The organism is Halanaerobaculum tunisiense (genome assembly GCF_054657635.1).
Genome location: NZ_BAAHYI010000002.1, coordinates 241,520 through 265,275 on the forward strand (window position 1 = coordinate 241,520; position 23,756 = coordinate 265,275).

The 23,756-nt window shown below is 30.1% G+C and carries 21 protein-coding genes; all 21 read left to right on the plus strand.

Features of this window, described 5'->3' with window-relative positions; all coding sequences use genetic code 11:
- Positions 1-57 precede the first annotated feature (57 nt).
- The 21 genes from ACYQ3D_RS02750 to ACYQ3D_RS02850 all read left to right on the plus strand — a co-directional run bounded on the left by ACYQ3D_RS02750 (position 58) and on the right by ACYQ3D_RS02850 (position 23,416).
- Positions 58-1,158, plus strand: a complete 1,101-nt coding sequence (locus ACYQ3D_RS02750; RefSeq protein ID WP_459835961.1) for a glycosyltransferase family 4 protein — start codon at positions 58-60, stop codon at positions 1,156-1,158.
- 87 nt (positions 1,159-1,245) lie between these two features.
- Entirely contained in the window at positions 1,246-1,995 is a 750-nt protein-coding gene (locus tag ACYQ3D_RS02755; protein ID WP_459835963.1) for a glycosyltransferase family 2 protein, read from the plus strand.
- Positions 1,996-2,094: 99 nt separating this feature from the next.
- Entirely contained in the window at positions 2,095-3,207 is a 1,113-nt protein-coding gene (locus ACYQ3D_RS02760) for a glycosyltransferase (RefSeq protein ID WP_459835965.1), read from the plus strand.
- Between the two features lie 35 nt (positions 3,208-3,242).
- On the plus strand, positions 3,243-4,073 hold the full coding sequence (locus ACYQ3D_RS02765) for a lipopolysaccharide kinase InaA family protein (protein ID WP_459835968.1): 831 nt from the start codon (positions 3,243-3,245) through the stop codon (positions 4,071-4,073).
- A 37-nt stretch (positions 4,074-4,110) separates the two neighbouring features.
- Complete coding sequence (locus tag ACYQ3D_RS02770) at positions 4,111-5,310, plus strand: O-antigen ligase family protein (protein WP_459835970.1); 1,200 nt, start codon at positions 4,111-4,113, stop codon at positions 5,308-5,310.
- A gap of 41 nt (positions 5,311-5,351) precedes the next feature.
- Complete coding sequence (locus ACYQ3D_RS02775; RefSeq protein WP_459835972.1) at positions 5,352-6,209, plus strand: lipopolysaccharide kinase InaA family protein; 858 nt, start codon at positions 5,352-5,354, stop codon at positions 6,207-6,209.
- 13 nt (positions 6,210-6,222) lie between these two features.
- Positions 6,223-7,371, plus strand: coding sequence for a glycosyltransferase family 4 protein (locus tag ACYQ3D_RS02780; protein WP_459835975.1), 1,149 nt, complete (start codon positions 6,223-6,225; stop codon positions 7,369-7,371).
- A gap of 41 nt (positions 7,372-7,412) precedes the next feature.
- Positions 7,413-8,528 carry a glycosyltransferase family 4 protein gene (locus ACYQ3D_RS02785; RefSeq protein WP_459835977.1) on the plus strand — a complete coding sequence of 372 codons (1,116 nt, stop codon included), beginning with the start codon at positions 7,413-7,415 and terminating at the stop codon, positions 8,526-8,528.
- Between the two features lie 42 nt (positions 8,529-8,570).
- The gene (locus ACYQ3D_RS02790; RefSeq protein ID WP_459835980.1) at positions 8,571-9,434 is read left to right on the plus strand and encodes a sulfotransferase domain-containing protein; all 864 of its coding nucleotides are present in this window, start codon (positions 8,571-8,573) and stop codon (positions 9,432-9,434) included.
- Between the two features lie 72 nt (positions 9,435-9,506).
- Positions 9,507-11,324, plus strand: coding sequence for a patatin-like phospholipase family protein (locus ACYQ3D_RS02795; RefSeq protein ID WP_459835982.1), 1,818 nt, complete (start codon positions 9,507-9,509; stop codon positions 11,322-11,324).
- A 164-nt stretch (positions 11,325-11,488) separates the two neighbouring features.
- On the plus strand, positions 11,489-12,307 hold the full coding sequence (locus tag ACYQ3D_RS02800) for a YveK family protein (RefSeq protein WP_459835984.1): 819 nt from the start codon (positions 11,489-11,491) through the stop codon (positions 12,305-12,307).
- A 283-nt stretch (positions 12,308-12,590) separates the two neighbouring features.
- On the plus strand, positions 12,591-13,247 hold the full coding sequence (locus ACYQ3D_RS02805) for a sugar transferase (RefSeq protein ID WP_459835987.1): 657 nt from the start codon (positions 12,591-12,593) through the stop codon (positions 13,245-13,247).
- A gap of 181 nt (positions 13,248-13,428) precedes the next feature.
- Entirely contained in the window at positions 13,429-14,511 is a 1,083-nt protein-coding gene (locus ACYQ3D_RS02810; protein ID WP_459835989.1) for a mannose-1-phosphate guanylyltransferase, read from the plus strand.
- 285 nt (positions 14,512-14,796) lie between these two features.
- The gene (locus ACYQ3D_RS02815) at positions 14,797-16,284 is read left to right on the plus strand and encodes a flippase (protein WP_459835991.1); all 1,488 of its coding nucleotides are present in this window, start codon (positions 14,797-14,799) and stop codon (positions 16,282-16,284) included.
- A gap of 35 nt (positions 16,285-16,319) precedes the next feature.
- Positions 16,320-17,150, plus strand: coding sequence for a sulfotransferase family protein (locus ACYQ3D_RS02820; RefSeq protein WP_459835994.1), 831 nt, complete (start codon positions 16,320-16,322; stop codon positions 17,148-17,150).
- Position 17,151: 1 nt separating this feature from the next.
- The gene (locus ACYQ3D_RS02825; RefSeq protein WP_459835996.1) at positions 17,152-18,252 is read left to right on the plus strand and encodes a glycosyltransferase family 4 protein; all 1,101 of its coding nucleotides are present in this window, start codon (positions 17,152-17,154) and stop codon (positions 18,250-18,252) included.
- A 144-nt stretch (positions 18,253-18,396) separates the two neighbouring features.
- On the plus strand, positions 18,397-19,554 hold the full coding sequence (locus tag ACYQ3D_RS02830; RefSeq protein ID WP_459835998.1) for a glycosyltransferase family 4 protein: 1,158 nt from the start codon (positions 18,397-18,399) through the stop codon (positions 19,552-19,554).
- A gap of 61 nt (positions 19,555-19,615) precedes the next feature.
- The gene (locus ACYQ3D_RS02835; protein WP_459836001.1) at positions 19,616-20,848 is read left to right on the plus strand and encodes an O-antigen ligase family protein; all 1,233 of its coding nucleotides are present in this window, start codon (positions 19,616-19,618) and stop codon (positions 20,846-20,848) included.
- A gap of 2 nt (positions 20,849-20,850) precedes the next feature.
- The gene (locus tag ACYQ3D_RS02840) at positions 20,851-21,927 is read left to right on the plus strand and encodes a glycosyltransferase family 4 protein (RefSeq protein WP_459836004.1); all 1,077 of its coding nucleotides are present in this window, start codon (positions 20,851-20,853) and stop codon (positions 21,925-21,927) included.
- 18 nt (positions 21,928-21,945) lie between these two features.
- Positions 21,946-23,058 carry a glycosyltransferase gene (locus ACYQ3D_RS02845; RefSeq protein WP_459836007.1) on the plus strand — a complete coding sequence of 371 codons (1,113 nt, stop codon included), beginning with the start codon at positions 21,946-21,948 and terminating at the stop codon, positions 23,056-23,058.
- Positions 23,059-23,101: 43 nt separating this feature from the next.
- On the plus strand, positions 23,102-23,416 hold the full coding sequence (locus tag ACYQ3D_RS02850; protein ID WP_459836010.1) for an NAD-dependent epimerase/dehydratase family protein: 315 nt from the start codon (positions 23,102-23,104) through the stop codon (positions 23,414-23,416).
- Positions 23,417-23,756: the final 340 nt, after the last annotated feature.

Below are 23,756 nucleotides of genomic sequence, written 5' to 3' on the forward strand. Positions count from 1 at the left end.
GCCACACAATTGTATCTAACTCCCTAGAGTGAGTAATAATAACTCTAGGGGGGTTCGATGAGCAATTTAACTATATTACAGATCCATTCTGCTAAACATTTTGGCGGGGGAGAAGTCCATCTCTACCAGTTGGCCCAAGGTCTATCTCAGAAAGGACATAGGGTTATTTTGGCTATTCGAGAGCCGCTGGTCGAAAAGTTCTCTCAATTAGAGGTAGAAATAGCCCAGTTACCTTTAAGAAATGCTTTAGATATACCTTCGATATTTAAATTAGTCCGGATTATAAAAGAAAAGCAAGTCGATATTATTCATGTCCACCGCGGGAAAGGATATTGGCTAGGTGTCATTGCAGCTAAGTTGGCTAAAAGGGCCAAGGTAGTGGCTACAAGACATATCTTATTGCCCTTAAGAAATAGTTATTTTCATTCTCGCCTACAGGATAATATTGATAAGTTTATAGCAGTATCTAAGGAAGTCAAGAATACTTTAGTTCAAGAGAATGGGTTATCCGAAGATAAGGTGGATCTAATCTATAATGGTGTTGATACTAGTAAATTCAATCCGCAAGAAATGGGGTCGGGGGTAAGACAAGAATTTGCAATAGCTAATGATGAATTAGTAATTGGAACTGTAGGGAGATTAACAGAGACTAAAAATCAGGAGTTATTAATCAAGATTGCTGCTCAGTTAAGGGATAGAGGACTGAATCCTAAATGGTTAATAGTAGGAGAGGATAGTAGTCCTAATAATGATTATAAACATAAGCTAGAAAGTTTGATTACAGATTTTAAGTTAAAGGATAAAGTGATTCTAACTGGTTTTCGGGAGGATATTCCGGAGCTAATGACTAGCTTTGATATTTTAGTAATTCCTTCCCAAGAAGAATCATTTGGGATTGTTGCTATTGAAGCCATGGCAATGAAGAAACCAGTAGTAGCTAGCAAAGTTGGTGGCTTAAAGGAGATTATTCAGGAGGGGAAAACTGGATTTTTGGTTCCCTTAGTAGCAGAAGAATTTGGAGATAGATTGATAAAGTTAGCTAATAATCCAGAATTAAGAGAAAAAATGGGCCAAGCTGGATATCAAAGAGTAAATAAGAATTTTACTATTGCAGCTATGATTGAGCAGACCGAGGAGTTGTATTTTAGTGTGTTGTGAGCTATCAGCTATCAGCTGTCTGCCTTCTGCTATCTGCAGATGACAGACGGCAGACGGCAGACGACACAAGACCGAGGAGGCAGATAGATGGTGTCTATTGGAGTATTAGTCTTAACGTACAATGAAGAAGAGAATATTGCCGATTGTTTAGAAAGTGTTAGTTGGGTTGATGAGCTAGTAGTAGTAGACTCTTATAGCCAAGATGACACTTTAGAGTTGGCCCGAGAGTATACTTCTGATATCTATCAGCGCGAGTTTGATGACTTTGCTAGCCAGCGTAATTTTGGTTTAGACCAGCTTGAATCTGACTGGGTCTTAGTAGTTGATGCAGATGAGCGAGTTACTTCTGAATTACAGCAAGAAGTCTTAGATAAGTTATCTAATCCCCAAGCTAAAGGCTATAAAATACCTCGTAAGAACTATTTTTTAGGTGACTGGATCAAGTATTGTGGGTGGTATCCAGATCATACTCTACGATTATTTAAAGTAGCAGACAATAGATATAGTGGTCTGGTTCATGAAGGTCTTCAGATAGAGGGGAGAGTAGAAAAATTAGAGAGTCCTTTAATTCATTATACATATCGTAATTTAGAACATTATCTAGCTAAGATCAACCACTATACAACTTTAGATGCTCAAAAGAAGTATCAAGCTGGCAAGAAGAAAGGATTATTATATATATTACTCAGACCAGTTGTTGAGTTTATAAAAAAGTATATCCTTAAAAAAGGTTTCTTGTTAGGAACCCCAGGACTTATTCTTTCTATTCTATCCGCCTACTATCAGTTTTTAAAATACATAAAGTTATGGGAAAAGTATAATAGCGATGAGTCGTGAGCTGTGTGTTGTCAAGCTATCTGCTGTCAGCTATCTGCTATCCGCAGACCGCAGACCGCAGACCGCAGACGACAGAAGACAGAAAAGGAGGTGAAGTAGATGAGTAAAATACTATTTCTTAATAGTTGTGTCGAATGGGGTGGCGGAGAGAAATGGACTTTTGAAACTGCCCTTGAATTACATAAGAGAGGTTATCAAGTAACTGTAGGTAGTGTGTCCGAAAGTGAATTGTACCACAAAGCTGAAAAAAATGGATTAGAGACGACAGAAGTTCCTGTTCGCGGAAGTCTATCAGTGCTCAATCCAGTTAAACTTTGGTCCTTTATTAATTATTTGCAGGAAGAAGAAATTGATACTATCTTCTTAAATTTATCGCAAGATTTAAAGTTTGGCGGATTAGCAGGAAGATTAGCTGGTGTGGAGAATATCATTTATCGGCGAGGCAGTGCTATCCCGATTAAAGATCGCTTTTATACTGAGTTTCTACTAGAGGATTGTGTGACAGATATTATTGCTAATTCAGAGGCTACTAAGGAGACGATTCTGGAGAATACGTCTCACTGGTTGACTGAAGAAAAGATAGAAATTATTTATAATGGGCTGAAATTAGACCAGATAGCAAAAGAACGAGAAGTTGGCCCGGATATTCGAGCTGAGTTTGGTATAGCTGAAGAAACAACTTTGCTAGCTAATGTGGGTAGATTAAGTAAACAAAAAGGGCATAAGTATTTAGTGGAGACAGTCGATTTATTAAAGGATAAGTTAGATAATTTTGTAGTATTAGTAGTTGGTAAAGGAGAGTTAGAAGCTAAAATCAAAGAGCAAGTTAAAGAGTTAGGTTTAGAGGAATACATAATCTTTACTGGATTTAGAAGTGATATCTACAATATTATGAATCAAATGGACTTTTTATTACATACGGCTTTGTGGGAAGGTTTTGGGTTTGTGATTGCTGAAGCGATGGCAGTTGGTAAACCAGTTGTAAGTACTGATGTAAGTAATATTAGTGAGATTATAGCCGAAGGGCAGACTGGCTATCTGGCTGAGAGCAAGAATCCTCAAGATATAGCGAAACAGACTATTAAGATGATTAATAATTCTAAGGCTAAACGAGAAAAAATGGGCCAACTCGGTCGAGAAATAGTTGAGGAGAGATTTGCTTTTTCAGATAAGATTACTGAATTAGAGGAGTTTTATTTTAAAGATCTTTAAAATAGAAAACGGTTTAATCATTGGAGGGAGAAGGTGTGTCTCTAAAACTAAAAGAAAAAATTGAAAATATAAATTATAGAAGAGAAGATAAAAAGTCAACTAGCAAGTTGACTTGGGTGGCTCCAGAGTGGGCTACTAAACAATTTAGAGAATTTATAAGTTCTATCCAGGAGCTAGAGACAGGAAATATTATTGATGATAAGCGGAACTTGCTGGTTCATATCCCTGCTGCTGATAGAATAGGTCTTAAAGAAGATATTATGGTGAAGAAGTTTAATCTAATCCGAAAGTATGATCAGTTACGATTTTGTTTCTTAAATTCTAAAGCAGTTCGTTCTTTGCGGTTGGCGTTGGCCCTTGCTGAATTAGGTATTAATACTCCTAAGCCACTAGCTGTAATAGAAGAGAGAGGAAAATTTAATCAACTGATCTATAGTTATTTTGTTACTGAATATGTTGATTATGATTATAATCTATTAGATATTGTTAAAGACTATGATCATCCTCAGCGAGATAAATTAAAAGATTATTTACCTTTAATTGCAGAAGATATAAAAAGGATGCATGATGCTGGAATAATACATAACGATTTACACGCAGGTAATATTTTGGTTAAAGAGACAGCAGCTAAGCCTGAATTTTATTATATTGATTTAAATCGAGGTCGAATTAAGAATAAGTTAAGTGTTAAGGCTAGAATGAAGGATTTGGCAAGATTTAAATTAACAGAAGAAGAACAAGGAATCTTTCTAGAAAATTATGATCGAGATAATTGTCAAGAATTATTAGAATTAATGATTGATCAGCGAAAAAAGAGAAAGAAGTTTAAAAAGTGGAAGAAAAAATTGAGGAGTTTATTTAAATAAGTAACAAAAATTTCAGAGCAGGAGATGGTGTAATTAAATGCCCCACTATAAACTAGTTAAGTATCTAGATAAATTTATTGTTGGTAGTTTAATGTTTATGATGTTTAGTTCAGCTATTTCAATTGCAGGTTCTAGTATAGGATTAGGATTAGCTTTTATTGGCTGGATAACAAAAATTTTTGTTACAGATGATATTGAGTTTAACTTAAATCCAATAAATAAGGGAATTCTCCTATTTTCTTTTACAATACTAGTCTCTTTTATAGGTAGTTATAATCTAGAAAAAAGTTTTGGGGATTTAGAAAATTATATACAAATATTTATTCTCTATAATATAGTTATCACTAGCATTTCAAATTTAAAACAGGTTAAGAAATTATTTAGATTAGGACTTATTTCTATTGTTATTTCTTGTTTATATGGGCTTATCTGGCAGTATTATTATTTAGGGATCGAAAGAATAGATTCCACTTTTATGGCTTTAGATTTTGGGGCATTAATTGTAATCTACTTATTATTTATTATAGTGTATCTATTATTTGAAGAGAAAGGTTTTAATGATAAATTAAAATATACTTTATTTTTTCCACTTTTATTAATAACTCTAGTTTATAATAAAAGCCGTGGAGCATGGTTAGGATTTGTAGGGGCTAGCTCTATTATTTTTTGGTTACGTAGCAAAAAATGGATTATTTGGCTGTCATTGTTGATAATTGTGGTTGTATTTTTTGCTCCAGGCGCAATAAAGAGTAGAGTTGCTAGTATTACAGATTTAGAAGATAATAGAAGCAATTTAGGGAGATTGGCTCTTTGGAAAGGAGCTATTTTGATGGCTAAAGACTATCCAATTAATGGGATTGGATTAGGTAATTTTAAAGAAGTTTATATGTCGGATTATAAACAACCTAATACTGTAGCTAATTCTCATGCCCATAATACATTTTTGCATTTATTATCTGAAGCCGGAATTATAGGTTTTTTAGGATTAATTTATCTACTATATTCAATTTTAGAATATCTATATAATAATTATTTTAAACTTCAAGATAATTATTATAGATTATTTGTATTAGCTACTTTGGGAGCTGTACTTGGAGTTTTTGTTATTCAAGGATTAACTGAGACTAATTTTGATAGATCTGTAGTAGCAAGAACAATGTGGACTATCATTGGATTGGCAACAGTTATAATTGAAAATAATAATGTAAAAGGTGAGAATGAAGTAACTCTTGATTAATATTAGATGATTCATCTATATTAGAGGAAGTGAAATTTAATATGGATTTCTTTAAGGAACAGTATAGTAAAAAAATAGATATCTATTATCAAGATCAAGTTGAAGATAAGATATTAAAAGAAGGGGTAAAAGTTTTAAAAGGGGATGTTACAGAAGTAGATAATTTAAATTTAATCAAGAATGCTAAAGGACGTCAAGTGTTTAGGTTAGATATTGAAGGTGAAGGGTATTATTTAAAGAAGTATTGCTATCGACGATATGATAAAAAAATAAAAAATATATTTCGATCATCTGAAGCAATTAGAGCTTATGATATAGCCCATGAACTATTACAAGCAGGAATTGAAGTAGTTGAACCAACTGTAGCTATTAATTATCATAAAAGTTTAATGACAAAAGATAGTTTATTTATTACTAAAGAGTTTGCAGGATCTAATTTACAAGAATATTTAGCTAATGGTAATTATACTCAAGAATTGAAAGATAAAATAATAATAAAATTGGCTAAGTTATGGGCTAAAATTTATAAAGCAAATTTTTTAACTGGTGATCCTAATTTACCGGGCATATTAGTTCAAGTTAAAGATAAGAATGTAAAACTGTGTCTTGTAGATATGGATAATTTTAAAAGATATAATTTTTTATCTTGGAAGAAGATAATTAAAAATTTAATTAAATTTAATGCTCATACATATTCTGGCTTAGATAAGATAGGGAATAAAAAATTAAATTGTGAAGATCGAAGTTTATTTTTAAAAGAGTTTATTAAAGCTTATGGTAAGAAGGTAGATATCAATAAGTTAATGAATCATATTGGACAGAAGACAGCTGATAGATTGATTGAATGGGAAAAAAAAGACTTAGTACTTAAAAATGATAATTTAGAATATAAAAATTAAGGTTGGTGAGATTGTGAAAATAGCTTTAGTTCATAAAAAATATACAACTCATGGTGGAACGGAAAGAGATATGGTTGAATTATCTAATTATTTAGTTAAACAGGGGCATGAAGTTCATGTTTTTACTGGTTCGTGGGATCAAGAAGTAGCTGATGAGAGAATAAAATTTCATAAGGCTGGTAGTTGGGGTAAACATTTAGGAATTGATAAATATATTTTTGCTAATAATGCTTATAAAGAAGTACAAAAATATGATTTCGATATTGTACAGACCTTTTCTAGAGTAGGATTTGGAGATGTGATTAGAGTGGGTGGGGGATGTCATGATATTTTTGTAGAAAAATCTTTACAGAGTATAGAAAATCCTCTTTATGAATTTAAAAAGAAGATAGAAAAAAGTATTTCTTTAAGTGATTATTTTACTAGATACTATGAAGCTAAAGATTTTAAGCCAGAAAATTATAAAAGAATTGTTGCTATTTCTAATGTAGTTAAACAAGAAATTATAGAAAAATATGATGTTCCTTCGGAAGATATAGTCGTCAATCATATTGGAGTAAATATTGATAAGTTCAAACCAGAAAACAAGAAAAAATATAGAAAAAAAATAAGAAAAGAACATAATTTAAGTGAAGATGATTTAGTCTTATTATTTTTAGGTAGTGGATTTGAACGCAAGGGGTTAGAGTATGTATTAGAGACTATGAGCAAAGTGAAAGATGTTAAGTTGTTAGTTGTAGGTAAAGGAAAAATCAATCGATACAAAAGAAAAGCTAAAAAGTTGGGAGTCTTACAACGGACAATCTTTGTTGGGGCTTCATCTGAAGTAGAAGCTTACTATGCTGCTGGAGATATTTTTGTTTTTCCAACTATTTATGAGCCTTTTGGTAAAGTAATTACTGAAGCAATGGCCTCTGGTTTGCCAGTAATTACTACTCAAGTAGCTGGAGCATCTGAAATAATAACTCCCCATAAAGAGGGCTATATCTTAGAAACCCCAGATCAAATTAGCCAGTTAGCTAATTATATAGAAAAGTTGAAAGATAAAGATTTAAGAACGGAAATAGCAAAAGCAGCTAGAGAAAAAACATTGAATTATACTAAAGACAAAGATCATCAAAGAATCTTGGAATTATACTATGAAATATTGAATCAAAAGTAAAAGTCTATTAAAGCTGCTAAAATGATCTAGGAGGAATAGTTATGGTAGAGAATCTTCTATTTATGAATACAGGTACAGGGTGGGGTGGTTTAGAAAAATGGCATTATAAGACTGCTTTAGAATTTAAAAAGAGAGGTTATCAGATATTTATACTAGCTAAAGGTGATACCCAGTTTTATAATAGATGTAGAGAAGCTAATTTTGAAGTTCAAGAGATAGAACATATAGGAGACACTACATTTATTAATCCTATTAGAGTATACCGATTGATTAAATATTTAAAAATAAACGATATTAATGCCGTATTTTTAGGACAGTCGTCTCACTTTAAATATGGGTCACTGGCTGCTAAATTAGCTGGAGTAGAAAAAGTTATCTATCGTCGTGCTTTGGCGAAACCAATTAATAATAGATTTTATAATCGTTGGTTACTAAAGTATTGTGTTACTGATTTTATGTCTATTTCTAAAATAACTAGAGAGGCGAATTTAAAGAAGTTACCGCCTAATTATTTAGCAGAGGAGAAGTTAAAGTTAGTTTATAAAGGAGTAGATAAAGACAAGTTCATCAACCCAGAACTTAAATCTGATATCAGAAAAGAATTTGATATTGAGGATGACGAATTAATAATTGGGAATATCGGACGACTCTGTAGACAGAAGGCGCAGCAGTATTTAATTGAGGCTTTACCGGAAGTTTTAAAAGAATATGAAAAATTTAAGGTGCTGATAGTAGGCGAAGGAAAGAAGAAGCAAGTATATAAAGAAAAGGCTAAAGATTTAGGAGTAGAGAATAAGATAATTTTTACTGGTTTTAGAGAAGACATACCATCAATATTAAAGCAGATAGATTTTATGGTTCATACTGCTATTTATGAAGGAGGCTCTCCTTGGGTGATCTTAGAAGCAATGATGGCTGGAGTCCCAATAGTCTCTACTGAGGCTACTACTATTGGTGAATTTATAACTGAGGGAGAAACAGGATATTTAGCAGAAGATAAAAACCCAGCTGATATTGCTCAAAAGATTATTAAGATGATTAATAATCAACAAAGAGAAAAAATAGGAGAAAAAGGCTTTGAAATAGCTCAGGAGAAATTTTCATCAGAAAAAATGATTGATAATATAGAAAAGAAAATATTACAAAAAACATGTTAACAGCAGTGATAAAAATAGAAGATAGGTTGAAGGAGGAATATAATGAGCAAGAAATATGACCTAAAAAGCAATTGGAAATATAGAATAGATAAGTTGGGAATGAGATTAAGATTATTGAGATCTCAAGATTGGACTCCTATTAAAAAGAGTTTCATCATATCTACTGGTAGAACTGGAACTCATTTTTTGTCTGAGTTTTTAAATCAATTTTCTTCAGTATTTTCTATTCATGAACCACATCCAACTTTTTTACGATTAGCTATTAATTATGCTTGTGGAGAAGTAACTGATTTAAAAGCAGTAAAAAAAGTTGAAAGATGTAGGAGAGCTCTATGTAGAGAAATTAAAAGGGAAGACGCTAATATATATTTTGAAGCGAGTAATAGACTATTTTCTTTGGTGCCTATATTAAGGAAAGTCTTTTCGGACTGTAGTATAGTACATATAGTAAGAGATGGAAGAGATTATGTTCGTTCAGGTATGAGTAGAAATTGGTATAAAGAAGAGGATGATGGATCAAGATTAAGAGCTATTTATTTTGAAGACGATAAGTATTATGATAAGTGGGAAGACATGTCTAGATTTGAAAAGATATGTTGGGAATGGCAGAAAAAAGATCAGTTCATTTGGCAAGAGATAAAAGATAGTGATGATGCTATTACAGTAAAATTTGAAGATATATTTAAAAATGATAAATGTAAAGGCATTTATGAGATAGCTGATTACATAGATTTACCTAGAGAAGAGACTGATCAGATAATAGAGCAGATGATGAATAGAAAGGTCAATTCAACTAAGGAATATGCTATTCCTAAATGGCCTGCTTGGAGCCAAGAAAGACAGGAGAAATTTGATGCTATCGCCGGACAACATATGGCTAAATATTATGATTATAGTTGGGAGTAACAGAAAGAACTGCCGAGATCAGGGAGTATTTAGTACGTTTGTGTTAAAACAGTGGGAAAGTGGAGTGAAAGTATGAAACTAATAGCTAAGATATTGGTGATTGTTGTATTAGTTAGTAGTGTTAGCTATGCTCAGGTGGAGGGTAAGATCACTAGAGTAGAAGAAGATGACGAAGAATATATCATAGAGGACTATACCCGCTTTGAGCAGTTAGAAGATCCTACAGTAGCCCTAGCCCTAACAGGTGGTGGAGCTAAGGCGTTGTTTAATATTGGAGTTATTAAAGCCCTAGAAGAAGCCAAGATTCCCATTGATATTATAGTCGGAAGTAGTATGGGGGCAATTATTGGGACTATGTATGGTAGTGGGCTATCTATAGAGCAGATTGAAGAGATAGTAACTACTACTTCTTTTTCTGATATGTTGGACTTGAATCTAGGTAGTAGTGAATCAATTCTCAGAACAGCTAAATTTAATCAGTTTATAGAGAATGTAGCCCCCAACCAAGATCTGAAGAACTTTCCCTTACCTACTGCTTTATTGAGCCTGGAGTTGATTAGCGGTAATAAATATCTAACTACTCAAGGAAATATCTCTGAGGTAATGCAGGCTTCCTATGCTATCCCTTATTACTTTCCTATTTATCAGCGGCAGGATCAAGTCTTTGCCGATCCTGGGATTGTCGAGAATAGTCCAGCCAAGGCAGCTACAGTTCTAGGAGCAGATTTTGTAATTGCTACTGTGGCTAGAGGAGATATAGCTTATAATCAGTATGATACTCCAAGTAAGATTGCTGGGAGGTACTTAGAATTAATTGAGCTAAATAATACAGCGCGGATTATTGATCAATATTCTGATCAAGTAATTTATAGTAATGTCGGTGCTTATTCTTTTCTTGATTTTAATGCTGCGCAGGAATTGATCGAGATTGGCTATCAGGATACTAAAGAGAAACTACCTGCTATTAAAGAGGCTTTGCAAAACCAAGATATTCAATTAAGTACTCCTCAGCAACGTCCTAAGCAGGATTTGACGCAGGAATTACTTGATTTAAAGTATGATCGGCTCTTAATTGATCAATTAAATGTATATCCCAGAATACATTATGGGCAGAATCGTTCCTTTTTTGAACAGGATCTAATTAGAAATCACTTATTAGAGTTGCAGTATGGTCTAGAGTTGAATTATGACCAGTTGAGTTTTTCTTCTTTAGTAGTTAATAACGAACAGCTAGAGAGTAAACTGCGCTGGAAAAAGTTGGCCCCAACTATTGATCTACTAGCTAAGACTAGACTCCACAGCAGCGGAGAGGTAGATGCTACAGTTGGTCTAGAGTATTATACTCCTGATTATACTTTAGGAGGCGGACTAGGTTCAGTTGCTAACCAAGAGTATATTTATCTGGATAATAGCTACCAGACTAAAGCAGGGGCTGGTCTGGAGTTAGCCGGCGAGACTGATCTGATTTTTAGTGAGCCAGGATGGCCACAAGTCTTAACTTCCCAACAACTCTGTGCTAAACTAAGTGATATCTGGTCGCTAGAAGGGAATCTAGTCTTTAATAATACAGACTTATTGTCCTCACCAGTTATTTATCGGGGTAGCCAGCCTGTTTCTACTGTTGATTTGCAGTTAGGAATTGATTATCTCTATACTCATCAATTTATTAATAATTTTGAATTATCGCAAGCTATTCAAATGTCGGATATAGGCTTTTACTTTTTTACTGACTATAAACAAGGAAATCAATCAGCTTTGACGTATGGCTTAGGAACACAGGGTAATTTTTATCTATTAGGCTTAAAGCCCTTTGATGTAGAAATGTATCTAGGTTATGAAGAGCAGACTGAACAGACTAAAACAGGAATTAAGCTTGATTATAAGTTTTAAGTTCAAAATTCAGTGATAAGTGACGAGTAATATATAATTTATTATGTTAATGATTATTATTGTTCTAACTATTGAAAATGTTATACAAAGTGGTATAATAAAGTATTGAATTAGTAATATAATTTGCAATTAATAGCTGTAATTTTCTGAAAGGGGTTATAGAAATGGAAGAGATAGATCTACAGGAGTGTATTAATACTTTATTAAAGCACAAAATAACAATCATTGGGATTTTTTTAACAGCAGTTTTAATTAGTGGAGTACTGAGTTATTTAGTTTTAAATCCTGTTTATCAATCACAGGCTCTGATTAAATTAGGTAATAATAGTGGTAGTTATTCCAATCCTCAGGTGGCCAAGGATATGTTATCTAGTTCAAGGTATTTACAGGAAATTAATCAAGAATTAGATTTAGACTTATCTGCAGCAGAATTGAATAGTTTAAAGGAGAATAATTTAACAGTAGAAAAAAGAGGCAATAACTTAATTAAAATTACTTACAATAGTAAAGAGGCTAGAGAAAGTAAAGCAGTTGTTAGTAAATTAATTGAACTATTTTCAGCTGATAGTTTAGCTAAATTTAAGGAAGAAAAAGAAGTGGTAGCAGAAAATTTAGCTGGAGTTAAGGCAGAGATTAAAGATCTAGAAACACAAATTCAAGAAACTACTAATCAATTTAACAACTTAAAGAAGTTAGATTTATCTACAAGCGATAGAATAATTTTAAACAATAATTTAACTAATAAATTGCAGATGATGAAAAGTTCTAAACGTTCTTTAGTAGAAAAAAAGTATGAATTAAGGAATAAAATTAATAGTATGGAATCAGTAACAGTGGTTAACCAACCAATTAAACCTGAAACACCAATTAAGCCGAATAAAAAGTTAAATTTAGCTATTGCCGGAGTGCTAGGATTAATGATTGGTGTCTTTATAGCCTTTATTATGGAATTTTGGCAGGATAATAATAAAGAAATGGAATAAATAGGGAATATTAGTCTTAATCGGGAATAGATTAAATGGAGAGTAATGATTACAATTGTGTGGGAGAGAACATTAGTTATTGAGAAAATATTATATAATTTACATAAATTTTATTGAGGAAAATGGTAAGTGTTTTGTTTTGAGATTTAGTAATAGTTTGTTATAATAAAGATGGTTTAGCAATAGATTATTTTTACAATAGTTGAAATTGTTGAAATATGTTGAATGATGTAGGAGAAATATAAATAATAGAGAAGTAATTAACTAAGCTGGAGGGATAGAAGTGTCAGAAGCAGAAAGTAGAGTATTAGCTGAAGCAGTCGAGGAAGAGTCTATTGAAGATAAAGCTATAGGAGAGATTGGATACCTGGCTATTAAACGATTGTTAGATATTGTAGTATCAGTGGTAGGATTAGTTGTAACACTACCTATTATGTTAGTGACTGCAATTGCTATTAAGTTAGAGAGCCCTGGGCCAATAATCTTTAGCCAAACTCGGCTAGGAAAACATGGCGAGGAGTTTACCATTTATAAGTTTAGATCAATGATGAAAAATGCAGAAAAAAACACAGGAGCAGTGTGGGCCAAAAAGAATGACTCTCGAGTAACTAACGTAGGTCGTTTTATTCGCGAGACTCGAATTGATGAACTCCCTCAGTTTATAAATATCCTCAAAGGTGAGATGACACTGGTTGGGCCTAGACCAGAGCGCCCTTGTTTAACAGAGAAATTTCAGGAAGAATATCCTGGTTTTAAGAATCGTCTATTAGTAACGCCTGGGGTGACAGGATTGGCCCAAGTAAAAGGTGGTTATGATGTAACTCCAGGGCAAAAGTATCGCTTAGATAAATTATATATTAAGAGGAAGAGTTTATTATTGGACCTAGAGATTATGTTTAGAACAGCTCTAGTGATGATTGTAGGAGATGGAGCGAGATAAAGAGCAATTGACAATTGAGAATGTACAATTTACAATTAAAGATCAAACAATTAAAAAATAAGGAATAAAATTTAGATATTATTTATTTGTGATTTTGAATTTTAACTGTAAATTGTACATTAATGAAGTAGTTACTTAAAACAGTTATTCTAGCAAGGAAAAGAAATAGGAAGGTGAGAAGATGACAACTATCACACCATTAATTATGGCTGGAGGAGTAGGAAGTAGATTTTGGCCTCTCAGTCGTAAAGATAGACCAAAGCAGTTTTTAAATCTAGTAGAAGAGGATAGGAGTATGATCCAAGCTACAGTAGATCGGATTAGTAAGCTGACTGATAAAGAAAATATCTTTATTGCTACTAATGATCGATATGCTGAAAAGATGAAAGAACAGTTACCGGAAATCCCAATGGATAATATAGCTGTAGAGCCAATGCGCAAAAATACAGCAGCCTGTATTGGACTAGCTTCCCTATATATTGAACAAAAAGATCCTGAAGCAGTGATGATGGTTCTACCTTCCGATCATTTAATTAAGGATGAAGAGAATTTCTTAAAAGTAATGGAGAGTGCAGTAGAAATAGCTAAAAGAGGAGATAACTTAGTTACATTAGGTATTCGCCCTAATCATCCGGAGACAGGTTATGGCTACATAGATTATAAAGATAAATATGATGAAATAGATAATAATGAAGTTTTTGCGGTTAATGCCTTTACTGAAAAGCCTGATAAAAAGACAGCAGAGAAGTTTGTAGATGATGGTACATATCTCTGGAATAGTGGAATGTTTGTCTGGAAAGTATCTACTATTCGGAAGATGTTTAAGAAACATATGCCTCAGTTACATAAAGGTTTAGAACAGATGAAAGAAGCAATTGGAACATCAAAAGAAAGAGAAGTTTTAACTGAAGAATTTGAGAAGTTAGATAGTATTTCGATAGATTATGGAATTATGGAGAAAGCAGAGAACATCTATGTTATTCCAGGTAGTTTTGGTTGGGATGATATTGGAAGTTGGCCTGCTTTAGAGCGAGTTGAAGAACAGGATAAGAATGGAAATGTGATTAAAGGAGAACATATTGGAGTAGATACAGAAAATACTATTGTGCATGGTAATGGGAAAGTGGTTACTACAGTTGGACTTGATGATGTAGTAATTGTTGATACAGAAGATGCTATTTTGGTTTGTGATAAAGAAAGAGCTCAAGAAGTAAAAGAAATTAGAAATTTGCTTCAAAATAAAGGGTTAGATAATTGTTTATAGATTAATTATTAGGTTTTAAAGTTAGGTCTATGTATTTATTAAATTAATAAGATATAAATATAAGCAGTTTGTTTTGTTATGAGTAAAAAAAACAATAATTAATAAATTATAGGCTAGATTATAATTAGATTCAAAATAATTTAAGATTAATATTGTACCTAGTAAACAAAGTAATAAGCATAAGTATCTCTTATCGTTAATTAGATTATTCAAGTTAAATAAATTTATAGTATATTTGATAATGAATCATATAAGAATATTTAAAATTAGACTGAGGGTTAAAATATGAAAAAAGAATTATTAGATGTTACAAAGAAATCTGGAATAGTATTTATCGGAAGAGTGGTTGGGCTTGTTTTTGGAGTATTATTTAATTTTGTAGCTGCAAGATATATGGGAGCTAGTATATATGGTAGCTTTATGTATGTGTATACTTTAATTAGTTTTTTTCCATTAATAGCTAAATTAGGATTGGATCAAGGATTAGTCTCATTTATTCCTAGATTAATGGAAGAAAATGAACTAGAAAAACGTAATAGTATAATTGTTTTTAGTTTGATTTTAACTTTAGCATTATCAGTAATATTATCTATTATTATTATGTTTAATAATGAATTTATTGCGAGTAAAATTTTAAATAATAATCAACTTTCTAATTTAGTTAAGGTGTTAGCTCCATTAATAATATTTTTATCTTTTATAGAGTTTAGCAAGGGGATATTTAGGGGAATAGGAAAGATAAGTTATTTTGTACAAAGTAAAAATATTATATTACCTAGTTTGAAATTATTTGGAACGATATATGCCTCTTTTTTAGGATATAGGATGTTTGGTTTAGTTGTTTCTTTTTATATTGGGTTATCAGTTTCAGTAGTATATTTGTTAAAAAGAATAAACCAATTAGATCTGTTAGGCAAAATTGATATTAATAATTTTAATTATTATAAAGAAGTAATAATGTTTTCATTTCCTTTGCTAATGACAGGATTATTAAATTTTTTAGTTCAAAAAACTGATACTTTTATGATTGGTTATTTTCTTTCTGAACTTGAAGTGGGAATTTATAATATTGCTTTAAGAATTGGAACAATGAGTAGTTTTGTTCTTGTAGCATTTAATACAATGTTTGCTCCAGTGATTTCTTCGCTATATCATAAAAATGAGATGAAAAAACTAACTAATATGTATAAGGTAATTACCAAGTGGATTTTAGGAATTAATTTGATTGCATTTTTTTTAATTTTGCTTTTCAGTCAAGAAATGATGCATGTTTTTGGTACTGAATTTATAGTTGGTTCAGCTGCCTTAATTTTGATATCAATTGGACAAGTAGTCAATGCTGGGGTTGGTTCAGCTGGTTATATAAATATAATGACAGGACATCCGGAGTATGAATTTTATAATAGCTTATTAACAGTACTAGTAAATATTACATTGAATTATTTTTTAATTCCTATTTATGGTATCGAAGGTGCTGCTTTCGCTTCACTTATTTCTATTGGTATTACTAATATCATTAGATTGTTGCTAGTTTATAAAGAACATAAGATACATCCTTATAATTTAGGTTATATGAAATTGTTTTTTAGTATTTGTATTTCATTTATAATTACTTATGTATTAAATGTCATAATCAATTATTTATGGATTATTCAATTTATAGGACTTTCTGCTTTATTTGTAATTATTTTCATCTCAATTTATTATTTAATCGGCTTATCAAAAGAAGATAATATGATTTTAAAAATAGTAATTAATAAGGTGAAAAATTAACAACAAAAGATTAGTTTAGAAGGAGACAAATAAGAATGCAAGAGAAAATAAAACAACGTTTATTTATAGTTGGATGTCCACGATCGGGAACTACTTTATTGCAGAGTATTTTAGCTTCCCATTCGCAAATTACTTCTTTCCCTGAATCGCATTTTTTTTCAAAATGTATAGGCGGGAAATTAAGAGGAAAGTTAGGTCTTGGTTGGCCTAAATCAAAAGAAAAACTTTATGATTTTTTAGAAGAGATAAATTATGAAAAAGGAAAGATATTGATTCCTGAATCTAGTTTTTTTATAGGAGAATATGTTGAAGCATTTATAGATATTTTAGATAAAGTAACACTTGATAGTGATAAGAGAATTTGGGTTGAGAAAACTCCTGGGCATTTACATTATATTGATGTTATTAGTAAATATTTATCTGAAGCTAAATTTATTCATATCATTAGAAATGGAGAGGATGTTGTTGCATCAATGTATGATGTTACACATAAATATCCTGAGAAATGGGATGGAGAACGAAGCATAAATCAATGTATTAAACGATGGAATAAAGATATAGGTATAAGTAAAAAATATTTTTCAAATCAAAATCACTATGTGTTAAAGTTTGAGAAATTACTCGAGGACCCTAAAGAAACTACTAAAAATCTTTGCAATTTTATTGAAATTGATTTTGAGAAAAGCATGTTACAGAAACAAAAATCAGTAGCTAAAAATTTAATATCGAAGAATGAAGAATGGAAAGAGGGAGTTAAAGAAGGAATAAGAGATAAGCCTAAAAATAAATTTGAACTTATTTTTAGTAACAAAGAACAAAACCACATAAAGAACCAGCTTTTAGATATATTACAGGAGTTGAATTAGTATGAAAATATTTTTTTATCCTAGTAGTAGCAAATATAATAAATATATAAAAAATTTATTAAATCATTGTGAAAATAGAAGTATTGATATTGTAAATAAAGATAAAAATAATGACTTTATTTCTATGATTTTATGGGGAAGCATATATGCACTTATAAAGAAAACTAAAATTTTTCATTTTAATTGGATTTTAGATTTTGGTTCTGAATTAACTTTAAAAAGCTATATTAAAAGTTTTATATTTATATTTTGGATTAAGTTTTTAAAAATATTCAATTGTCAACTAGTTTGGACTATGCATAATAAAATACCTCATGATACTAAGAATAAAAAACTAGTACTTTATCTTAGAAAATTTCTGATAAATAATTTTGATAGAATTATAATTCATTGTGAATCAACTAAGAATATATTGAAAGATATAATTAATGAAAATATAATTGATAAAAAGGTAAGATATATTCCACATGGTAATTATATAGATAGTTATTGTAAGACTAATGTAAATAAAAGAGAAGAATTTGGAATAGATAAAAATGAGTTTGTATTTTTATTTATTGGGATGATACGCTCTTATAAAAACGTTGACCTTCTTATTAATGTTTTTGAGGATTTAGATCTAGATAATGCCAAATTACTAATTGCTGGAAACATAGAAAATAAAGATTTGAAAGAAACGATCTTTAAATTAACCAAAGATAATGAAAAGATTATTTTTTCTCCTGGCTTTATACCAGAAGAGAAAATAACTTCTTATTTGAATACAGCAGAAGTTTTAGTTTTACCGTATGATAAAACAAGTGTATTAAATTCTGGTACTGTTTATATGTCTTTTTCATATAAATTACCAGTTATTGTTCCCAATATAGGAAGTGTGAAGGATATTGGCGATAAAAAGTTTATATTTGATTATTGTTATAATAATAAAAAGCAACATTACTTTGCTTTAAGAAAAAAAATTCATAATTGTTATAATGAATTTAAGAATAATAAAAAAACATTAGAAAATTATGGTTTGAATGCTTTTGAATATGTTAAAAAAAATAATGATTGGGGTCAAATTACAAGAAAGTTAAAAAAATCATATGAAGAAATTAGTTAGTAAAAAGTTGAATTAAAAATGAAAAAGCATTATATACTTAGTTAAAATTGATTTTTTTATTTGCTGGATTACAATTGATTTTCATATAATATTATATGAATTTATAATAAAATTGTTTTTGATGATAAATGATGGAGGGATAGTGTGAAGAGAAATATATTATTTATTAATCATACTTCTAAAATGGGAGGGGGAGAAAATAGTTTATATCATCTTATAAATAAGTTAAATAAGCAATTATTTAATCCAATTGTTATATGTCCTAAAGAGGGAGAATTAACAAAGAAACTTGAAGCTATAGGAATTAAAGTAAAGATTGTAAAACAGCCAAGTTTTTTAAAAGGTAATTTTATAAAATTACCTTTTAAATTTAGAAATGTAATTAATAAAATAAATAAAATAGTTAAAGAGGAAGATATAGATGTAGTTCATGCTAATTCTATTCGATCATCAATTTATGCTTCTTTTGCATGTGAGAATAAAGAAGTACCTACTATTAGTCATATAAGAGTTACGGACTTTGGAACAAATCGTATATTTAAAACTATTGCTATTAAATTATTAAATATGAATGATAAGATTATTGTAGTTTCAGAAACTGTTAAGAAAAATCTAATAAATTTCGATTCAAAATTAAAAGATAAAATAGTTAAGGTATATAATGGTATTGAGTTGGAATTGTTTGATTTAATGGGTTATTCAAAATCATTGAGAAAAGAATATGATATTCCAGAAGAAACTATATTAATTGGAATGGTGGGAAGAATTGCTCCATGGAAAGGACATAAATATTTTATTGAAGCTGCTTCAATAATTAAGAATGAAAAATTAAACAAAGAAATTAAGTTTGTTATTGTTGGGGATATTTTATTTGATAAAAACCAAGTTTATAAAGAAAAGTTAAAACAATTAGTTAGCAGTCTGAATTTATCAAATGATATTATTTTTGCTGGTTTTCGGAATAATATACCAGATATTATGTCTGAATTAGATATTTTTGTATTACCCTCGGATGAAGAGCCTTTTGGAAGAGTTTTAATTGAAGCTATGGCAGCTAAGACTCCAGTTATAGCTACTAGAGCTGGAGGACCAATTGAAATAATTGATGATAAAAGTGGAAGATTAATTCCTCCTAAAAGTTCATTAAAATTATCTAAAGAAATGATTGATTTAATTATTAATAAAGAAAAAAGAATTAATATGGGATTTAGAGGAAGGAAAAGGGTCGAGAAGTTATTTAGTTTAGAGTCACATGTTAATGAAATTCAATCTTTATATTTTGATTTACTTAAGAAGGATTAAATAAATTATTTAAAATATATTTAATTTTTATTTATTTTAAAATAAATAGAAGGTGAGAAAAATGAAAGATAATCAATTTTTAAATATTCCTATTTCATATATAGAAAAGAAAATACTTTTTTTATTTATTTTTCTTCTCCCGTTTGACATAATGAGGTCATATGTTAACCTCCCTTTATTTGTTAATTTATGGAAAGAGTTTTTTATATTCACTTTATTTTTTTTACTATTTGTATTATTTTGTTTAAGAGAAAATTTAGAGTCCTTAAAGTCAAAAGAGATTAGTTTTAATATAATGCCATTGATTTTTTTAGGAATGATCTATTGTAGTTATATTTTAATTTGTGGTTTAAGGAGTTCTAATTTTTATTTAGCAGTATTTGAATATAGATTATATTATCAATATTGGTTTGCTCTAATATTAGTCTATTTTATTATAAGCAATTTATCTGATGTTAAAAAAATATTAAATTTATTAGTGATTAATTCTAGAGTTATTTCAATAGGTGCTATTATACAGTTGATATTTTTTAGAAATTCTATTGTACATCAATCTAGGGCAGCTCTTTTTTCTAATCCAAGTGTTTTAAGTTTATATTTAGCTTCTGTTTGGATTTATTTAATAATTGAAAAGCTATATTTAAATGAGAGAAAATACAGTAGTTTTGATATTATTGTTATTAGTGCTGAATTATTTATTTTACAAACAAGAACTATTTGGGTAGGATTAGCTTTATTCGTTATGTATTTAGTTTTAACATTAGATATAAAAAGAAAAATAAAGTTAATTAGTTTCATTCTATTATTATCAATTTTATGTAGCATATTACTTTTTCCAATGTGGAATGCTTTGCTCAAAAGAATAACTAGTATTAGTCTTAAATCGCATAGTATGCAAATTAGAATTGAACGCTGGAGAAGTTATTTTCAAAAGTATGGGGATAACTTACTTTTAGGTAATGGATTAGGGACTGTTGGAGTAACGACTAGCAGATTTGATTCTATAGATACACAATTAGTAGAAAACCAATTTATTACTTGGACATTAAATATAGGAGTAGTAGGTATAGTTATTGTTTTTGGATTTTTCCTATATTTTTTACTATTAGGATATAGATTAATTAAAAACTATGATGGTTTAAAAGAAGTAATTGGTAGATCTTATATAGGGATATATATATTATATTTTACTAGTTGTTTAACCTTGACTACTTTTTATCTTTTTGTACCATCAATATTATTTTCAATATTTTCATCCATGTTACTGTATTTTAATAAACTGGAGGTAGAATAGGAGTGAATGTTTTTTTTGATTATCGGATGAAGGATTGGTCTGGAATAGGCAGATATTGTCGTAATTTGATTATAGAGTTTGGAGAATTAGATTTACATAATAATATATTTTTACTTTCTAATAAGGCTACAGATAGCAATTTTAAAAATATAACATGTAATTCCAATGTATTTAGTATTAAAGAACAATTCGAATTACCGTTTATGAGTTTGAATAAAAATATAAACGTATTTCATTCGCCTCATTTTGTTTATCCTATTTTTAGTTTTGATAAGTTAATTTTAACAATTCATGATTTAACTCCATTGTTGTTTCCCCAATATTTTTCTGCTAGTGAAAGAACATATATCAAATCAATGATTTGGTTAGCTAAGTTTAGAGCTGATAAGATAATTACTGTTTCTCAAAATACTAAACAAGATTTAATAAATGAATTTAATTTCAATTCAGATAAAATTAAGGTTATTTATAATGGAATAGATGATTCATATAAACCTATTAGGAACGGTTTAGATACCATTAAAGAAAAATATAAAACTGGAGATAAATATATTTTATATGTTGGTAATATAAAACCTCATAAGAATATCCCACGATTGTTAAAAGCTTTATCTAAAGTAAAGAATGATAATAATATGAAATTAGTTATAGTGGGAAAAAGAGATAAAGCTTATGATCAGGTTTTTAAAGTAATTGATAGATATGAATTAGAGGATAATGTTATTTTTACAGGATTTGTTCCAGATAATGATTTATTACTGTTATATAATGCTGCAACATTATTTGTTTATCCTTCTTTGTATGAAGGATTTGGATTACCACCACTGGAAGCTATGGCTTGTGGTACTCCAGTAATTACTTCTAATATTTCTTCATTACCAGAAGTAGTAGGGGAGGCAGCGATAACAGTAGATCCATATAGCATTGATGACTTAGCTACTGCAATTAATAATGTATTATCAGATTCTAATTTGCAAGAAGAATTAAGTCGAAAAGGATTAGAAAGAGTAAGACAGTTTTCTTGGAGAAAAACTGCCCAGGAAACATTTAAAGTGTATCAAGAAGTATTAAAGGAGTAAATATACGGAGGGGAGTATATGAACGTTTTACAAGTTAATAAGTTATATTATCCTTTTACTGGAGGAGTAGAAAAAGTAGCATATGATATTAGTAATGAATTAAGTGATAAAGTAGATATGGATGTTTTAGTGGCTAATGATAAATTTAAGAAGGATCAAGAAAAAATTAATGGAGCTAATATTTATCGTTCGGCTAGTTTAGGAAGATATTTTTCAATGCCGGTAGCTCCTACATTTCCCTTTGATTTAAAAAAAATTGATGCTGATATATATCACTATCATCTTCCTTTTCCATTAGGTGTGGTCTCTCATTTACTAACTAATCCTAATGGAAAAACAGTAGTTACGTGGCATAGTGATATAGTAAAACAAGAGAAAATATTGAAAATATATAAACCATTTTTAATGAAGTTTTTAGATAAAGTAGATAAAATAGTAACTACTTCTCTCAATATGATTGAAAGTTCCCCATTCTTACAACCTTTTAAAGATAAATGTACAGTTATTCCTTTAGGGATTAAACCTGAAGATTTTTCTCTAACTGATAGAGTAGAAAGTAAGGTAACTAAAATAAAAAGAAAGTATAGTAAACCAATCATATTTTTTGTAGGAAGATTAGTTTACTATAAGGGGATTGAATATTTAATTAAAGCTATGGAAAGGATTGATGCTCAATTATTAATTGGGGGAACAGGTCCTTTACAAGATGAACTTAGGTCATTAGTCCAGCGGAGTGATTTAGAAAATAAAGTAGAATTTTTAGGATATATAGATGATAAAGATTTATCTGCTTACTATCATGCAAGTGAGATGTTTGTATTGCCTTCTGTAGAAAAAAGCGAAGCTTTTGGAATTGTTCAGTTAGAAGCACAAGCTTGTGGAAAACCGGTTATTTCTACTAATTTACCTACTGGTGTACCTTTTGTTAATAAACATGAGGAAACTGGTTTAGTTGTTGAGCCAAAATTACATCAACAATTATCCGAGGCAATAAATTTATTATTATCAGAACCAAAGCTAAGAAAACAATATGGACAAAGGGCTAAAAAAAGAGTTAAAGAACAATTTACTATAAAGAAGCTGGGAGATAGTTATCTTAAATTATATAATCAACTATTAGAAACTGATTAATAATTCATTATATCATAGTTTATCACAAACAGGAGTTGATATTATGACAGAAAGAATAGTATTAGTCACTGGAGGAGCAGGATTTATTGGCTCTCATATTGTAGATAAGTTAGTAGCTAGAGGAGACAAAGTAATTATAGTTGATAATTTATCCACAGGGAAAAGGGAAAATTTAAATTCTCAAGCTAAATTTTATCAGTTAGATATTAGAGATGACTTAACAGAAGTCTTTACGAATCATCAGATTGATTATGTTATTCATCAGGCCGCCCAGATTGATGTCCAACAGTCTCTGGAACAACCTGATTTTGATAGTGATGTTAGTGCGACCTGTTGCGATATGAAAAGTATCGCCTAGTATAGCAGACCTAATCTGCATCTACTAGAACTGAAAGACCTTAACGGTCAAATGATAGGGTAACGCCTTGAAGGACTGTCATTGATACTCCGAACTGCTTTGAATAGGTTAATATACTCATTGCTGGTAAGCTCGGTGAAGTCGGGTGAGAGTTGCCGTAATTATACGAAAACTACCTTAGTCGGGTGGTGCAACCTATAACTCGGATGCCTATAAAATACCCATGATTAGAATGTACTTTAAAGGTACTGACGAATCTCTGAATGTACGGGTCTATACGCTAAATAACCAGAAATGGTTATCTCAACAAAGTTTGAGGTATGAGGGATGAGTAAGATTT

What these genes read in the sequence shown, in the direction of transcription:
- ACYQ3D_RS02750 (WP_459835961.1), top strand. Translation starts at nt 58, where the DNA reads ATGAGCAATTTAACTATATTACAGATCCATTCTGCTAAACATTTTGGC.
- ACYQ3D_RS02755 (WP_459835963.1), top strand. Translation starts at nt 1,246, where the DNA reads ATGGTGTCTATTGGAGTATTAGTCTTAACGTACAATGAAGAAGAGAAT.
- ACYQ3D_RS02760 (WP_459835965.1), top strand. Translation starts at nt 2,095, where the DNA reads ATGAGTAAAATACTATTTCTTAATAGTTGTGTCGAATGGGGTGGCGGA.
- ACYQ3D_RS02770 (WP_459835970.1), top strand. Translation starts at nt 4,111, where the DNA reads ATGCCCCACTATAAACTAGTTAAGTATCTAGATAAATTTATTGTTGGT.
- ACYQ3D_RS02775 (WP_459835972.1), top strand. Translation starts at nt 5,352, where the DNA reads ATGGATTTCTTTAAGGAACAGTATAGTAAAAAAATAGATATCTATTAT.
- ACYQ3D_RS02785 (WP_459835977.1), top strand. Translation starts at nt 7,413, where the DNA reads ATGGTAGAGAATCTTCTATTTATGAATACAGGTACAGGGTGGGGTGGT.
- ACYQ3D_RS02790 (WP_459835980.1), top strand. Translation starts at nt 8,571, where the DNA reads ATGAGCAAGAAATATGACCTAAAAAGCAATTGGAAATATAGAATAGAT.
- ACYQ3D_RS02795 (WP_459835982.1), top strand. Translation starts at nt 9,507, where the DNA reads ATGAAACTAATAGCTAAGATATTGGTGATTGTTGTATTAGTTAGTAGT.
- ACYQ3D_RS02800 (WP_459835984.1), top strand. Translation starts at nt 11,489, where the DNA reads ATGGAAGAGATAGATCTACAGGAGTGTATTAATACTTTATTAAAGCAC.
- ACYQ3D_RS02810 (WP_459835989.1), top strand. Translation starts at nt 13,429, where the DNA reads ATGACAACTATCACACCATTAATTATGGCTGGAGGAGTAGGAAGTAGA.
- ACYQ3D_RS02815 (WP_459835991.1), top strand. Translation starts at nt 14,797, where the DNA reads ATGAAAAAAGAATTATTAGATGTTACAAAGAAATCTGGAATAGTATTT.
- ACYQ3D_RS02820 (WP_459835994.1), top strand. Translation starts at nt 16,320, where the DNA reads ATGCAAGAGAAAATAAAACAACGTTTATTTATAGTTGGATGTCCACGA.
- ACYQ3D_RS02825 (WP_459835996.1), top strand. Translation starts at nt 17,152, where the DNA reads ATGAAAATATTTTTTTATCCTAGTAGTAGCAAATATAATAAATATATA.
- ACYQ3D_RS02835 (WP_459836001.1), top strand. Translation starts at nt 19,616, where the DNA reads ATGAAAGATAATCAATTTTTAAATATTCCTATTTCATATATAGAAAAG.
- ACYQ3D_RS02845 (WP_459836007.1), top strand. Translation starts at nt 21,946, where the DNA reads ATGAACGTTTTACAAGTTAATAAGTTATATTATCCTTTTACTGGAGGA.
- ACYQ3D_RS02850 (WP_459836010.1), top strand. Translation starts at nt 23,102, where the DNA reads ATGACAGAAAGAATAGTATTAGTCACTGGAGGAGCAGGATTTATTGGC.